General features: G+C 38.1%; 14 protein-coding genes. All 14 read left to right on the top strand.

What is annotated here, in order from left to right; translation table 11 throughout:
* Positions 1-18: 18 nt before the first annotated feature.
* Entirely contained in the window at positions 19-363 is a 345-nt protein-coding gene (gene rbfA, locus FG382_RS05055; protein ID WP_142537800.1) for a 30S ribosome-binding factor RbfA, read from the top strand.
* A 483-nt stretch (positions 364-846) separates the two neighbouring features.
* Positions 847-1,755, top strand: a complete 909-nt coding sequence (gene truB, locus FG382_RS05060; protein ID WP_142537801.1) for a tRNA pseudouridine(55) synthase TruB — start codon at positions 847-849, stop codon at positions 1,753-1,755.
* Positions 1,756-1,769: 14 nt separating this feature from the next.
* Positions 1,770-2,717 carry a riboflavin biosynthesis protein RibF gene (gene ribF, locus FG382_RS05065; RefSeq protein ID WP_142537802.1) on the top strand — a complete coding sequence of 316 codons (948 nt, stop codon included), beginning with the start codon at positions 1,770-1,772 and terminating at the stop codon, positions 2,715-2,717.
* A 133-nt stretch (positions 2,718-2,850) separates the two neighbouring features.
* Entirely contained in the window at positions 2,851-3,120 is a 270-nt protein-coding gene (rpsO, locus tag FG382_RS05070; RefSeq protein ID WP_053589935.1) for a 30S ribosomal protein S15, read from the top strand.
* Positions 3,121-3,418: 298 nt separating this feature from the next.
* The gene (gene pnp, locus FG382_RS05075) at positions 3,419-5,539 is read left to right on the top strand and encodes a polyribonucleotide nucleotidyltransferase (protein ID WP_142537803.1); all 2,121 of its coding nucleotides are present in this window, start codon (positions 3,419-3,421) and stop codon (positions 5,537-5,539) included.
* A gap of 108 nt (positions 5,540-5,647) precedes the next feature.
* Positions 5,648-6,883 carry a M16 family metallopeptidase gene (locus tag FG382_RS05080; protein WP_142537804.1) on the top strand — a complete coding sequence of 412 codons (1,236 nt, stop codon included), beginning with the start codon at positions 5,648-5,650 and terminating at the stop codon, positions 6,881-6,883.
* Positions 6,884-7,309: 426 nt separating this feature from the next.
* Positions 7,310-7,582, top strand: coding sequence for a YlmC/YmxH family sporulation protein (locus FG382_RS05085; RefSeq protein ID WP_142537805.1), 273 nt, complete (start codon positions 7,310-7,312; stop codon positions 7,580-7,582).
* Positions 7,579-8,397 carry an NAD(P)-dependent oxidoreductase gene (locus tag FG382_RS05090; RefSeq protein ID WP_142537806.1) on the top strand — a complete coding sequence of 273 codons (819 nt, stop codon included), beginning with the start codon at positions 7,579-7,581 and terminating at the stop codon, positions 8,395-8,397. The genes FG382_RS05085 and FG382_RS05090 overlap by 4 nt, the downstream gene beginning before the upstream one ends.
* Positions 8,381-8,968 (top strand): dipicolinate synthase subunit B, encoded by a 588-nt coding sequence (locus tag FG382_RS05095; RefSeq protein ID WP_142537807.1) that lies wholly within the window; start codon positions 8,381-8,383, stop codon positions 8,966-8,968. The genes FG382_RS05090 and FG382_RS05095 overlap by 17 nt, the downstream gene beginning before the upstream one ends.
* Before the next feature lie 78 nt (positions 8,969-9,046).
* A complete protein-coding gene (locus FG382_RS05100) occupies positions 9,047-10,093 on the top strand; it encodes an aspartate-semialdehyde dehydrogenase (protein ID WP_142537808.1) in 1,047 nt (348 codons plus the stop codon).
* Between the two features lie 5 nt (positions 10,094-10,098).
* A complete protein-coding gene (dapA, locus tag FG382_RS05105; protein ID WP_142537809.1) occupies positions 10,099-10,980 on the top strand; it encodes a 4-hydroxy-tetrahydrodipicolinate synthase in 882 nt (293 codons plus the stop codon).
* Positions 10,981-11,135: 155 nt separating this feature from the next.
* A complete protein-coding gene (locus FG382_RS05110) occupies positions 11,136-12,803 on the top strand; it encodes a ribonuclease J (protein WP_142537810.1) in 1,668 nt (555 codons plus the stop codon).
* Between the two features lie 215 nt (positions 12,804-13,018).
* On the top strand, positions 13,019-15,259 hold the full coding sequence (locus FG382_RS05115) for a DNA translocase FtsK (RefSeq protein ID WP_280525882.1): 2,241 nt from the start codon (positions 13,019-13,021) through the stop codon (positions 15,257-15,259).
* A gap of 155 nt (positions 15,260-15,414) precedes the next feature.
* Positions 15,415-15,997: GntR family transcriptional regulator (locus FG382_RS05120; RefSeq protein ID WP_142537812.1), on the top strand; the 583-nt coding region annotated here is incomplete at its 3' end.

Raw genomic sequence — 15,997 nt, forward strand, 5'->3', positions numbered from 1 at the left:
AAATGAGGTGTAGCCATCATGTCGATGCGCGCTAACCGAGTTGCGGAACAAATGAAAAAAGAGTTAGGCGATATTATTGGTCGAAAACTAAAAGATCCTCGTATCGGATTTGTTACGGTAACGGATGTTGCAGTAACAGGTGATTTACAGCAAGCGACAATTTATGTAACTGTCCTTGATGGAAACAAAGATGATACGTTAAAAGCTTTAGAAAAAGCAAAAGGATTTATCCGTTCGGAAATCGGACAACGTATTAGATTACGTATCACGCCTGAACTTTTATTTGAATTTGACGAGTCTGCAGCTTATGGTAATCGAATAGATGATTTACTAAGACAGATTAACAAGTCATCTGAAGAGTAAAAAACAAAGAAGTCTGCTTAAAACAACAAGCAGGCTTCTTTGTTCTTTATTGAGCATAATTAGATATAATTGGGATTTCCACTACAGTGCGGACGCATTCCGCGGGCGTTGCCTTAGCCTCCTCGCTGCACTACGGGGTCTTCGGCTAACGCTATTCCCGCTGGAGTCGCCGCCCTTTCGCTACAATCCACAAGAACTCGCCAGCTATTTAGTATCGTCTCTCGAACTTAGCACACATAAGTGTGAATAAGCGTTTAATTAATTGTGTAGCAGCTTACAATTGCTTAAATTAGACGACACCTTTTTAGAAAATGGCAACTTATGCCGTAGCGCGCCGGGCCGCATGAGCCGAAGTCATGAGACCCACTCGGGCGCAGTACGAGTTGGCTCATGCAAGGTACGGCAAGCGCGAAGGCTCGTGGTCACTTTATGTTACGCACTATAACGAATTTGATATTATTATTGATCTAAGAGGTGAACGATATGTACGAAGGTATACTTCCGTTATGGAAAGAAAAAGGAATGACTTCTCACGATTGTGTATTTAAACTACGCAAACTATTAAAAATGAAACGAATCGGTCATACAGGAACATTAGATCCTAGTGTAGAAGGTGTGCTGCCTATTTGTTTAGGGCAAGCAACTAAGGTATCGGAATATATTATGAACGAAGGGAAGACATATATAGCAACCGTTTCTATTGGTTCATCTACTTCTACTGAGGATGCAGACGGAGAAATAATCGAACAAAATAAGGAAGACAAACACTTTTCCAAAGCACAAATTTTAGAAGTTCTTAAACAGCTGACTGGTGAAATCACTCAAACTCCTCCTATGTTTTCCGCCGTGAAGGTGAACGGTAAAAAACTATATGAATATGCAAGAGAAGGAAAAGAAGTAGAACGTCCGAGTAGACAAGTAACGATTTACAAGCTGATCTTGCTAGATGAACAAGAAGAATTTTCTGGAGAAAATGTCACGTTCACAATTGAAATAGGATGCAGCAAAGGGACATATATTCGTACACTTGCCGTACAAATTGGAGAGTTACTTGGTTATCCAGCCCATATGGCTTCATTAGTCCGAACAACATCAGGAAATTTTACGAGAGAACAATGCTTAACTCTCCAAGAAGTACAACAAGCGATCGAAAATAATCTACTTGATCATGCTATTTTACCGTTAAAAGAGGCCTTGGGACATTGGCCATCCATAGAAATAACAGATGATACTAAAAAGAGTATTACAAACGGTCAAGTAGTAGAATCTCATCCATTATTAGAAATGAATGATAAAATTATCTACACATTAAATGCTAATCCGATTGCTATTTATATTAAACATCCAACAAAAGATGGTATGATGAAACCAGAAAAAATGTTTTCAGCTTAAAAAAGGAGATTAATATGGAAGTATATCACGTATCTTACCCGAACCATTTATTTAAAAACGAAACAAATGATGCCTATGCTTTAGCTATTGGCTTCTTTGACGGAGTACATACTGGTCATCAGGCGGTTATCCAAGAAGCTTTATATAAAGGAAAAGAGCGAAATATTAAAACGGCAGTCATGACTTTCGATCCTCATCCATCGTTAGTTCTTGGTGGCAGGAAAGAACAAATTTTTTATATAACCCCTCTTGAGCAAAAAATAGAAGTTTTAAAAGAGCTGCAAGTAGATGCGGTTTTCGTTGTGCGTTTTACATCTGACTTCGCGAGACTTACTCCTGCTGAGTTCATTGAATCGTTTATCAAACAAGCAAATGTGAAGCATGTTACTGCGGGCTTTGATTTTTCATTTGGAGCATTTGGAAAAGGAACGATGGAGGACATGGAACAGCTTTCAGAGGGTAAATATACCGTCACTGTCGTCGGCAAACAAGAACTATCCGGAGAGAAAATTAGCTCTACTAGAATAAGAGAAGAGCTAAAAGCAGGAAATATGGAAAACGTAAAAGAATTACTAGGACGACCTTTTATGTTATCAGGGGTTGTTGTTCATGGTGATAAACGAGGGAGAACAATCGACTTTCCAACAGCGAACATCCAACCGACGGAAGGGCAATTTACACCCGCAACTGGAGTTTACGCAGTAAAAATTCGCGTCCAAGAAAAATGGTATTATGGAGTTTGTAATGTTGGATATAAGCCGACTTTTAATAATCCCGATGAAAAAAGGCTGTCGATTGAAGTACATATTTTTGATTTTAATCAATCTATTTACGGAGAAGAAGTTGTCGTACATTGGTATAAGCGAATTCGCTCGGAGCAAAAATTCAACGGGATAGATGAATTAAAGGCACAAATTACAAAGGATAAATTAGTAGCAATCGATTATTTTGGGCAAGCATAATTTGTTGCTTCGTATAAAATAATATGTTATTCTGTAAAAGTACAAAATTGTACTCAACCTTTCCTTGGCTTTTTCGATTCTCCAACGATTGCTCAGGAACAGGGGATATTATGAATTTTAGGAGGAAACAAACATGGCAATTACTCAAGAACGTAAAAACGAATTGATCGCTGAGTTCAGAACTCACGAAAGCGATACAGGATCTGCAGATATTCAAATCGCAATCCTTACTGAAGAAATCAATTCTTTAAACGAACATTTACGTACACACAAGAAAGATCACCACTCACGTCGTGGTCTATTCAAAATGGTTGGACGTCGCCGTAACTTGTTAAAATACTTACGTGAAAACGAAGTACAACGTTACCGTGAGCTAATCGCAAAACTTGGTTTACGTCGATAAGATACCACCTAAGAAAGCGGGATTTATCCCGCTTTTTCTTTTGTCTATGAAACTATAAACTTGTGCTGTGTGGATGGGTAAATCACACCTTTTTACTTGTGAAAGGCTCCTATAGGAAGTAAGTTATACAGCCGTTACGACAAAATGTCGATAGCTTAGCATGTATTCCGCTAACATAGGTGCTTGTGCGTAAAATACTTCGCATAGTTTGAGTTTTTTTGATACACTACTTATGATACATATAACTTTTATATACGCTATTTCAAGCAGTTTTGAAGTTGAGAGGAGTTTTGATTAAATGAGTGAAAAGAAAGTGTTTACGTACGAATGGGCAGGGCGTCCGCTATCAGTAGAAATTGGACAACTTGCAAAGCAAGCAAATGGAGCAGTACTAGTTAGATACGGGGATACAAGTGTATTATCTGTTGCAACAGCTTCTAAACAACCGAAAAATTTAGATTTCTTCCCATTAACAGTGAATTATGAGGAAAAATTATACGCTGTTGGTAAAATTCCTGGTGGATTTATTAAACGTGAAGGACGTCCCTCTGAAAGAGCGATCTTAACTAGTCGTTTAATCGACCGTCCAATTCGACCATTATTTCCAGATGGTTTCCGTAATGAAGTACAAGTAATCTCCATCGTTATGTCCGTTGATCAAAACTGCTCATCTGAGATGGCAGCTATGCTAGGTTCTTCTTTAGCACTTAGTGTGTCAGACATTCCATTTGATGGACCAATTGCAGGTGTTCAAGTGGGATTAATAGGGGAAGAATTCATTATTAATCCAACGGTTGAACAAATGGAAAAAAGTACGCTCGATTTAACGGTTGCGGGAACAAAAGACGCGATTAATATGGTAGAAGCTGGAGCAAAAGAAGTTTCAGAAGAAGTCGTATTAGAAGCAATTATGTTCGGTCATAGCGAAATCATTAAATTGATTGAGTTCCAAGAACAAGTAGTCGCTGAAATAGGAAAAGAGAAAAAAGAAATTCCTCTTTTTGAGCTAGACAAAGAGCTTTTTGAAGAAGTAAAAGGCATTTGCGAAACAAAACTTGTACAAGCTATTCAAGTACAAGAAAAACATGCACGCGAAGATGCTATTACAGAAGTAAAAAATGAAGTATTAGAGCAATATACAGAAAAAGAAGCAGATGAAGCAACGTTAAAACAAGTAAAAGAAATTTTAGATGCAATGGTGAAAGAAGAAGTTCGCCGATTGATCACAGAAGAAAAAGTACGTCCAGATGGTCGTGGAGTAGCAGAAATTCGTCCGCTTTCTTCTGAAGTTGGCATTTTACCTAGAACACATGGTTCAGGCTTATTTACGCGTGGACAAACACAAGCATTGAGTATTTGTACTTTAGGGCCACTTGGCGATGTGCAAATTATCGACGGTCTTGGTTTAGAAGAAACAAAACGTTTCATGCATCATTACAATTTCCCGCAGTTCAGCGTTGGGGAAACGGGTCCAATTCGTGCTCCAGGTCGTCGTGAAATCGGACATGGTGCCCTTGGTGAGCGTGCATTAGAGGCAGTAATTCCAAACGAATCAGATTTCCCATATACACTTCGTTTAGTAGCAGAAGTATTAGAATCGAATGGTTCAACATCTCAAGCAAGTATTTGTGCATCAACACTTGCGATGATGGATGCTGGGGTTCCACTAAAAGCTCCTGTTGCAGGTATTGCAATGGGTCTAGTAAAAAAAGGCGAAAATTACACGATTTTAACCGATATTCAGGGGATGGAAGATCACCTAGGAGATATGGACTTTAAAGTTGCTGGTACTTCTAAAGGGATTACAGCACTTCAAATGGACATTAAAATCGACGGGTTATCTAAAGCCATTTTAGAAGAAGCATTAGAACAAGCGAAAATTGGTCGTATGCAGATTTTAGAAAGCATGCTTGCAACAATTAAAGAGCCACGTGAGAAATTATCTAAATATGCACCAAAAATTACAATGATCAAAATCAATCCAGACAAAATCCGTGATGTAATCGGACCTGGTGGTAAACAGATCAATAAAATCATCGATGAAACTGGCGTAAAAATTGATACAGAACAAGATGGTACAATTTACATTGCATCTCCAGATGAAGAAATGATTGCACGTGCAAAACAAATCATTGAAGATATCGTTCGAGTAGCCCAAGTAGGCGAATATTATTTAGGAAAAGTTAAACGAATTGAAAAATTTGGTGCTTTCGTAGAAATATTCAACGGAAAAGATGGTCTCTTACACATTTCAGAAATTCAAGAAGAACGTACGAAAAATGTAGAAGATGTTCTTAAGCTAGGAGACGAACTTCTAGTAAAAGTAATCGAAATTGACAATCAAGGTCGCGTAAACTTATCACGTAAAGTTGTATTAAAAGAAGAAAAAGAACGTGAAGAGCAAAAAGAACAGCAATAAATAAATAGTTCATTGTGATAAAATAGGTTGACCGTAGCATTTATTAACTACGGCAACTTTTTTTAATACATGAATAACTTAATGAATAACATAGACAGAGGTGTAATATTGATAAAGAAAATTACTTGTAATAACGGGCTTCGAATTGTTGCAGAACAAATTCCTCATGTGCGTTCCGTAGCAGTTGGAATTTGGGTGCAAGCTGGTTCTAGGTTTGAACTTCCAGAAGAGAACGGTTTAACACATTTTATTGAACATATGTTGTTCAAAGGAACTAAAAAAAGAACTGCCAAACAAATAGCGGAAGAGTTTGATCGTATTGGTGGAAATATTAATGCGTTCACCTCGAAAGAAAATACTTGTTATTACGCAAAAGTATTGGACCATCACGCATCACATGCAGTCGAGATACTTGCAGACATGTTCTTTCATTCTGTATTTGACCCTATTGAAATTGAAAAAGAGCGCCAAGTCGTTTTAGAAGAAATAAACATGGTAGAAGACACACCAGATGATATCGTCCATGAGTATTTATGGAAAGAAATGTACGGAGATCATCCACTAGGTGCACCTATTTTAGGAACAGAGGAAACACTGAATAGCTTTACGAAAGAAATGATTTTATCATATATGGAAAAGCACTACACTCCAGAAAACGTTGTTATTTCCATAGCAGGTAATATTCCAGAAGGTCTCACCGAATATATTGAATCGCTATTTGGTCAATTTACGTACGAGAAGCGACAGGACAATGCTGATTTTGCTACTCCAGTGATGAAACCCATTTTTACACAAAATAGCAGAGAAACAGAACAAGCACATCTTTGTTTAGCTTACCCAGGATTAGGTGTAAAGGCGGACAATATTTATAGTCTCGTCATCCTTAATAATATTTTAGGCGGAAGTATGTCCTCTAGATTATTCCAAGAAATCCGAGAAGATAAAGGGCTCGCATACTCCATTTACTCCTATCATTCTTCCTATGAGGATACAGGGATACTTGCAATTTATGGTGGCACTTCTAGCAATCAATTAAACGAATTGAAGACTTCCATTAACGATACCATTCAAACCATTATCCAGAACGGATTAACAGAAACCGAAATATCCAGTGCAAAAGAACAACTAAAAGGGAATTTGTTATTGGGCTTGGAAAGTACCAATGCACGGATGAGCCGCAATGGGAAAAACGAGTTATTATATGGAAAACATCGTTCACTTGATGAAGTAAGTGAAACAATAGATGAAGTTACGCTAACGTCTGTCATGGATTTAGCGAAAGAAATCTTTTCACACAAGCCAGCAATATCTATTATCATGCCTAAAAACGCCGATCAATCGTGATCGGCGTTTTTTTATTCACGGGTAGATTTGATAAATGCGCAACATAACGTGCGGTATTCGCAACATTGAAGTACATATGCGCAACGTTCACAAAAAGGAGCCGCTGTCATCTCTGTCTCACACCAAGTAAACTTGTTGTTTTAAGAATTGGTTGCTTTCCGACTAGAATTAGTTGCTTACAATGACCAATTGGTTGTCCTTAGCCATTTTCTGGATCAAATAGACGGAAATACGTAATATTGTGGATCTGATCAGTAAGCAATTCCTCTAACACTATTTACCACCACTTTCAAACGAGTAACCAAATCTTCACCAGCTAAACTTTAGACATCAAGTTACACGAAAAGGGCGGATTGCTTTATTTCTTATTCACTTTGCTCAAAAATGCGCATATACATAAATAGAAAGAAATAAGGAGGGAAATGATTGTTACTTTCGGAACTGGCAGAAAAAGAGTTGATACAAGTGAGAGACGGTGCGAGATACGGGAAGTTAGCGGACACAGAACTACTCTTTAATCCAAAAACCGGTAAAATAGAAGGCTTTGAAGTATTTCAAAAGACGACATCTTTTTTCCAAGCGAACAAAGCAAATAAGAAAAAAGAATTTATTGCTTGGAAAGAAATCATCCTTATTGGAAAAGATCGTATTTTATTCAATGAAACAGACTCCTCCAGTGATGCAAGTGATTACTCATGAAAAAAAAGTGTGTCATTATTGGAACTGACCTACGCTTATCCTACTTTCACACTGCAATTAGTAACGAATTAAATACAAAATTAGTGGCCACCATGACGTGGGATGATGAACTAAAAAATGCAATCGATCAATTTGAACCACACATTGTATTCCTACCGATTCAACCACTTAAAATGGAATGTCCTTTTATCCTCCCAGCCTCCTGTGAAGTTCTATTTGTCGGCAAAAAAAATAAGGAAATCGAGCAAGAGATAGAGCGTAAAGACATTGAAGTTTTTTCCTATTTAGAAGATGAGCAGTATATTTGGGATAATGCAAATTTGACGGCCGAAGGATTTACTAATTATTTTTATACGCATGAAAAACAAGCAATCTATAATAAGCAATTTATCATTACAGGCTACGGAAGAGTAGGGAAAAGACTTGCGCATGCTTTGCATCATTTAGGTGCAAAAGTGGTCATTTCTGTGCGCTCGGAGCATCAATTATTTGAAGCAAAAAGTTATGGCTATGATATTGAAACGCTAGATAATGTTTTGGAGAAACAAAAAAATAAGTCAGCTTATTTGATCAATACGATACCATCCAAATGGCTAGAAAATACACAGGCGTCCTTGTTTAAACAAGTTTTTGATCTTGCCTCAAATCCTGGATGTTTACTCGATACAGAGGAAAATATCCCGCCTAATTATGCGCTTGCGACTAGTTTACCTGGCATGTATTTTCCACAAGATGCTGGTTTACTCATCGCCCAATCGGTTCAAAATCATTTGGCTTTTTTGAAGGGGGAAAAATCTAGTGGTAAAGGATCTTAGAATAGGTCTTGGTATTACTGCGTCTCATTGTACGTATGAGGAAGTAATACCAATGATTAAACAGTTTACGGATTTAGGCGCGGTCGTCGTGCCGATTATCACGTATTCTGTATTAACAGCAGCTACCCGTTTTGGAACGGGAGAGGAATGGATTGAAAAAATTGAAGCAGCTAGTGGCAGTAAAGTCATTTCCAAAATTGTAGAAGCGGAGCCTTTTGGGCCGACTAATCCGCTCGATTGTATGGTTATAGCGCCAATGACTGGAAATTCAATTAGTAAACTGGCAAATGCACAAACAGATTCTCCTGTTTTAATGGCGGCAAAAGCAACCTTACGAAATGGAAAACCAGTAGTCCTTGGAATCTCCACAAACGATGCATTAGGATTAAATGGTATGAACATTATGAAACTTTTATCGACAAAAAATATTTATTTTATACCTTTCGGTCAAGACAATCCTCACTCGAAACCAAACTCGCTAATCGCTGATTTCACAAGGATTGTACCTACTGTGGAGCATGCCATTCAGAAAAAACAATTGCAGCCTTTACTCATTACGTATTCATCATAAATATAAATAAAGATGTATTTTCATGTATAATATGATACAATATCGCCAATATGTTTTGATTTTAGGAGGAGAGCTTTTATGTCACAAGGTTACACAGTAGCAGTAGTAGGAGCGACAGGTGCTGTCGGTCAAAAAATTATCGAAAAGTTAGTAGAAAGAAGCTTTCCATATTCAAAGCTAAAGCTTTTAGCTTCCAAACGTTCTTCAGGTAAAGAAGTGGAGGTTAATGGTTTAACATATACGCTTGAGGAAGCAACACCAGCATCATTTGAAGGAGTAGATATTGCCTTTTTCTCGGCAGGTGGCTCTATTTCAAAAGCACTTGCAAAAGAAGCAGTTAGTCGCGGGGCGATCGTTGTCGACAATACAAGTGCTTTTCGAATGGATAAAGACACACCACTTGTCGTGCCGGAAGTAAACAAACAAGCGTTACATGAGCATCAAGGGATTATTGCTAATCCAAATTGTTCTACTATTCAGATGGTTGCCGCACTTGAACCTATTCGTAAAGAATATGGTCTAAGTAAGGTTATTGTCTCCACTTACCAAGCAGTTTCAGGAGCAGGAGCAGCGGCGATTGATGAGTTAATAACACAAAGTGAAGCGATAAAAGAACAAAAGCCGAATCCAGCCATTTTACCTGTTAAAAGTGCTGAGAAGCATTATCCAATCGCTGGTAATGTCATTCCACAAATTGATGTATTTGAGGAAGATGGATTTACCTATGAAGAGCATAAAATGATGAATGAAACGAAAAAGATCATGACACTTCCTAATCTATCGATTGCAGCGACTTGTGTAAGGGTACCTGTCGTAACGGGTCATTCTGAATCTGTTTATATCGAAATAGATAAAGAGGATGTAACAGTGGATGAGTTGAAACAATTACTATCGAATGCAAAGGGTATCACTTTGCAAGATGCGCCTGAACAACAGCAATATCCGATGCCTTATTTTGCAACAGATAAAGACGATGTGTTTGTTGGACGTATAAGAAAGGATCCTTCTAATAGCAATGGCTTCCACATGTGGATCGTGTCTGATAATCTATTAAAAGGGGCAGCACTTAACTCCATTCAAATTGCAGAAGCATTAATCGAGGAAGGTATTTTAAAAGAGGTGTAAGAAAAATGAATATAGGTTATATTTCTACAGCGATGGTTACACCGTTTTCAGAAGATGGTTCCATTGACTTTATTGCAACCGAAAAGTTAATCGAACATTTATTAGCTACTGGAACGGAATCACTCGTTGTTAGTGGAACAACTGGAGAGTCTCCAACATTATCAACGGATGAGAAGTTAGAACTCTTTAAGTTTGTAGTAGAAAAAGTAAACAAACGAGTTCCAGTTATTGCAGGGACGGGAAGTAATAATACAGCAGCATCGATTGACTTGTCACAAAAAGCAGAAGCGCTTGGTGTAGATGCGCTGATGCTCGTTGTACCGTATTACAATAAACCAAATCAACGAGGAATGATTGCGCATTTTGAAGCAGTTGCAAATGCGACAACATTACCGATTGTTGTTTATAATATCCCAGGGCGTTCGGTCGTCAACTTAGAAGCGGATTCCATGATCGCTCTAAGTAAAATTCCATCCATTCAAATCGCAAAAGAGGCGAGTGGGAATTTAGATCAAATGACAAAAATTATAGCTGGTACAGATGAAAGTTTCCGGGTTTATAGTGGAGATGATGCGTTAACTCTACCGCTGCTTGCTCTAGGAGGAGTTGGAGTTATTTCTGTTGCTTCCCACGTAATTGGGGATGATATGCAAGAAATGATACAAGCATTCCATGCCGGCGAACATCAAAAAGCGGCTAAAATTCATCAAGCTATTTTACCAGTTATAAACGGATTGTTTGCACATCCGAATCCAGTAGTAGTGAAATATGCACTTTCCAAAGTAGGAGTGGAAGTAGGATCACTTCGATTGCCACTAGTTGAAATGACAGAGGACGAGAAAAAAGCATACGACCTTATTTGGGAAGAATACTTGAAAAATAAATAATTTTTTACTAAAAAGACTGAGGAAAGTTAAAGTGTACCCTTCGCTCGGGGCATTTTATTTTTCTTTCCGTCTTTTTTTTATTTGTGTGAATCGTCGTCGTTCGATATAATAAAATCTAGTGGATGTTGGTCGGGTTAATAATAGGAGGAAAAGATTTGGTTAAAGTAAAAAATGAGCTTATCCGCATTATCCCACTCGGTGGAGTTGGAGAAATCGGAAAAGCAATGTATGTAGTAGAAATAGATGAAGAAATATTTGTAGTAGACAGTGGGCTTATGTTCCCTGAAAATGAAATGCTTGGAATTGATATCGTCATTCCGGATATTACGTATTTAGAAGAGAACAAGGACCGTGTAAAAGGAATCTTCTTGACGCATGGGCATGAAGATGCAATCGGATCCATTTCGTATTTATTGCAAAAAGTACAAGCACCTGTCTATGGTTCTAAATTGACGATTGCTTTGGCAAAAACGCATATTAAAGCATTACCTACGAAACAAGCGGTAAAATATTTCGAAGTCACAAATAAAAGCCGTATGAATTTCCAAAGTACGCATGTTACATTCTTCCACACAACACATAGCATTCCAGATTCACTTGGAATTGTTTTTCATACGTCGGAAGGTGCAATCGTTCATACAGGCGAATTTAAATTTGATCAATCAGCGAAAGGAAAGTATCGTCCGGATATCGCTAAAATCGCTGGATTAGGAGAAGAAGGAGTATTTATTCTTTTATCTGATTCAACAGAAGCGGAAAGACCAGGATATACAACTTCTGAAGCTGTAATTGAAAACCAGTTATCCGAAACATTCCATGCTGCACGTGGTCGTATTCTAGTAGCTTTATATGCATCTAATTTTATCCGTATTCAGCAAGTGTTAGATAAAGCGGCTGAAACCGGAAAAAAAGTAGCGATTGCTGGAAAAACTTTAGAAAATACTTTCCAAATTGGATTGGATCTTGGTTATTTCACGGTGCAAGAGGACACACTTATTTCGATCAAAGAAATTTCCAAACATGAAGATGAAAACGTTGTTGTCATCGTCTCCGGCAATCAAGGAGAACCGTTAGAAGCGCTAGAAAAAATGATTCGTAAACACCACAAAGATATTAGAATTAAAGACACAGACACTGTATTAATCACTTTCACTCCTTCACCAGGAATGGAAGTTGGCATGTACCAAACGATGAACCAAATCGCTAAAGTAGGTGCAAAAGTTTTAACGGCTAGTAAAAATGTTCATGTATCTGGACATGGTAGCCAGGAAGATTTAAAAATGATGCTAAACTTAACGAAGCCAAAATACTTTATCCCGATTCAAGGGGAGTATCGTATGTTAATGGCTCACTCGAAAGTAGCGCAAGACATTGGTATGACAAAATCCGAAATATTTATCGCCGATAAAGGGGATATTGTCGAATATAAAAACGGCAAAATGCGAATGAGCGGCAGAGTACAAGCAGGTAACGTACTAATTGATGGAATCGGTATAGGAGACGTTGGAAATATCGTTTTACGTGACCGTAAGCTTCTTTCCCAAGATGGTATTTTTATCGTAGTCGTTACATTGAACCGCGCGCAAAAGAAAATAGCGTCTGGTCCAGAAATTCTTTCAAGAGGTTTCGTCTATGTACGAGAATCAGAGGAACTGATGGATGAGTCGGCACGACTAGTTCGAACAATTGTTGAGAAATATGTGAATAAAGAAACGTTTGAATGGACAAACATAAAACAAGAAATCCGTGATACGCTAAATTCATATTTATTCCAACAAACTAAACGCCGTCCAATGATCATCCCGATTATTATGGAATATTAATATGGATAATAGAGGGATTTCCTTTCCGATTACGGAGGGAAATCCCTTTTTATAAGAGAGAAGAGAAAATAAGCTTATCTATTCAAGTCGGAGAAGAACAGTACCCCTTGGGGTTCTGTCAAAGCGCTTATACATTTTTTTAAAGAAAGCAGGTGATATTGTTGGCACAACAGAAGAGAAAACCAGCAAAAAAAGCAGCACCGAAAAAAAAATCCATGCATCCACTTATGTTTGAAATTATCGGATTGCTCATTATAGGACTAGCCATCATTGCCTTTTTTGAATATGGATTAGTAGGTCGCGGACTCGCTTACATGGGTTATTTCCTATTTGGAAACTGGCATATCGCCATACCATTTATGTTTATAGTATATGCACTTATCATTATGATGAAGCAAAATTTTCCCGCATGGAATCACCGACTATTATTGGGAAGCGGCTTTATATTAAGTAGTTTATTGTTATTTAGTCACTTAGCTCTTTTCCAACAATTATTTGAAGGGAAAGGATTAATGACAAATTCAGTTTTACGGGAAAGTTATCGTGTGCTTGTGGAAAGTGGAGGTATTACCAACCAAACGAGCTCACTTGGAGGAGGCATAATAGGTGCTATTTTGTTTGCTTCGTTTCATGTTTTATTTGATTCCGCCGGAGCGAGGATTGCCGGCTGGCTGTTGCTATTAATAGGAATTATATTATGGAGCGACAAAGCGCTTGTACCGTTGGCTGTTGAGTTAGTACCGAAAGTAAGAGAAAAGTTACTAAATAGAAAGAAAAAGAAAAAACCAGCACCGGCTAAAAAGACATCACGACGATCTAAGAAAGAACAGGTACAAGAAGAAGCAGTGACTGTGCACGAGGAAATTTTGAAAATTCGTGATCAAGAAGAGGTAGAGCAAGTTACAGCGCCGATTATTTCTGCCTTTACAGAACGAATTGTGCGAAAAGAAGAAAAAGTAGAACCACCAGAAGAGGTAACCGAACCAATCGAGATCAATATGGATGCAGAGGAATTAGAGAACGAAGATTATCAATTGCCACCAATCACTCTGCTAGATGCACCTGAACATAATGATCAAAGTGGGGAGTTAAATGCGCTCCACGCCAATGCACAAAAATTAGAGAAGACGTTTTTAAGCTTTGGCGTCAAAGCAAAAGTAACGGAAGTGCATTTAGGTCCTGCGGTAACAAAATATGAAGTGCTACCAGATGTTGGGGTAAAAGTAAGCCGAATTGTCAGTTTACATGATGATTTAGCGCTGGCACTTGCTGCGAGAGATATTCGTATTGAAGCGCCAATTCCAGGTAAATCGGCTATTGGAATAGAAGTGCCGAACACGGAAGTAGCGATTGTAAGCTTGCGAGAAGTACTTGAATCAGAAGAAAATAATAAACCAAATTTAAAACTACTCATAGGATTCGGCCGAGACGTAACAGGACAAGCCGTACTTGCACAGTTAAATAAAATGCCCCATTTATTAGTTGCAGGATCCACTGGTAGTGGGAAAAGTGTGTGCATTAATGGGATCATCACGAGTATTATGATGCGTGCAAAACCGCATGAAGTAAAAATGATGATGATCGATCCCAAAATGGTAGAGTTAAATGTATACAATGGAATACCGCATTTACTTGCTCCAGTAGTTACAGATCCGAGAAAAGCATCCCAAGCATTGAAAAAAATCGTTTCGGAAATGGAAAGACGATATGATCTGTTCTCTCATACCGGGACACGAAATATGGAAGGGTATAATGATTATATTGATAAATGGAACGAAGAAAACGAGGAAAAACATCCAAAGCTTCCCTACATTGTTGTCATCGTAGATGAGTTAGCGGATTTAATGATGGTTGCATCCAGTGATGTAGAAGATTCCATTACGCGATTAGCTCAAATGGCACGCGCAGCGGGTATCCATTTGATCATCGCAACACAAAGACCGAGTGTAGACGTTATTACCGGGATTATTAAAGCAAATATTCCTTCTCGTATTGCATTTGCTGTGTCTTCTGCAATCGATTCACGCACCATACTGGATATGGGGGGAGCAGAAAAACTGCTAGGTCGAGGAGATATGCTATTTTTACCGGCTGGTAGCTCTAAACCCGTTCGTGTACAAGGGGCTTATTTATCAGATGCAGAAGTAGAACGTATGGTGGACTTTGTCATTGAACAACAAAAAGCAAATTATCAGGAAGAAATGATTCCGGATGAAGTGGAAGAATCACACGAACAAGTAGATAGAGATGAGCTGTATGATGAGGCTGCACAATTGGTGACAGAAATGCAGACAGCGTCGGTTTCCCTTATTCAAAGAAGGTTTAGAGTGGGCTATTCTAGAGCGGCTAGAATCATCGATCAACTTGAAATGGGTGGAATCGTAGGACCTTATGAAGGAAGTAAGCCGCGGCAAGTGCTTATTTCGAAAAACGCTTTAGATCAAGACACTATATGACAAAAGCATTACAAATACATGAATTTTATGTAAAGTCAATAGTAAAAATATTTATAAAAGTATTTATTTTGAACTTTTAAAGTGTTATAGTATGACTGATTAGTAGGAAAGTTTTACATCAGAGGTCTGCTCTCTAAAAATGGTGGTGTTTTTATATGACAATAAAAGTAGATCATCGTCCTTTATACCTTCGAGTGATTGATCGAATCAAAGAAGACATTGAAAATGGCATATTCAAAGAAAAGGAAAAGCTTCCTTCTGAATTTGAACTAGCCAAATCACTCGGTGTAAGTCGGGCAACTTTAAGAGAAGCTCTACGTTTATTGGAAGAAGAAAATGTCATTGTCAGACGTCATGGAGTAGGAACATTTGTCAATTCAAAGCCTTTTTTTACTTCGGGTATTGAACAGCTTACAAGTGTTTCCTCTATGATTAGGAGCGTTGGTATGGAACCAGGTACTATTTATTTGAGTTCTATGCAATCGCTTCCAACTGAAGAAGACATTAAGCGCTTTCAATGTAAAGAAGAGCAATCGATTATTTCAATGGAACGAGTCCGTACCGCAAATGGAGAACCAGTTGTGTATTGTGTTGACAAAGTCCCAAAGAATTACTTGCCTAATGATTTTCTCATTAGGGAAGAAGGCTCAATTTTTACTGCTTTGGAGGAATCTGGAGACATACGTGTATCTCATGCGGTCGCGTTTATAGACCCGGTTGGATACCATGAAGTTGCTT

The sequence above is a fragment of the Psychrobacillus lasiicapitis genome (assembly GCF_006861795.1).
Lineage (GTDB): Bacteria > Bacillota > Bacilli > Bacillales_A > Planococcaceae > Psychrobacillus > Psychrobacillus lasiicapitis.

Excerpts from the sequence above, each read along its gene's own strand:
- rbfA (WP_142537800.1), top strand. The coding sequence starts at position 19 with ATGTCGATGCGCGCTAACCGAGTTGCGGAACAAATGAAAAAAGAGTTA.
- truB (WP_142537801.1), top strand. The coding sequence starts at position 847 with ATGTACGAAGGTATACTTCCGTTATGGAAAGAAAAAGGAATGACTTCT.
- ribF (WP_142537802.1), top strand. The coding sequence starts at position 1,770 with ATGGAAGTATATCACGTATCTTACCCGAACCATTTATTTAAAAACGAA.
- rpsO (WP_053589935.1), top strand. The coding sequence starts at position 2,851 with ATGGCAATTACTCAAGAACGTAAAAACGAATTGATCGCTGAGTTCAGA.
- pnp (WP_142537803.1), top strand. The coding sequence starts at position 3,419 with ATGAGTGAAAAGAAAGTGTTTACGTACGAATGGGCAGGGCGTCCGCTA.
- FG382_RS05090 (WP_142537806.1), top strand. The coding sequence starts at position 7,579 with ATGAAAAAAAAGTGTGTCATTATTGGAACTGACCTACGCTTATCCTAC.
- FG382_RS05100 (WP_142537808.1), top strand. The coding sequence starts at position 9,047 with ATGTCACAAGGTTACACAGTAGCAGTAGTAGGAGCGACAGGTGCTGTC.
- dapA (WP_142537809.1), top strand. The coding sequence starts at position 10,099 with ATGAATATAGGTTATATTTCTACAGCGATGGTTACACCGTTTTCAGAA.
- FG382_RS05115 (WP_280525882.1), top strand. The coding sequence starts at position 13,019 with ATGCATCCACTTATGTTTGAAATTATCGGATTGCTCATTATAGGACTA.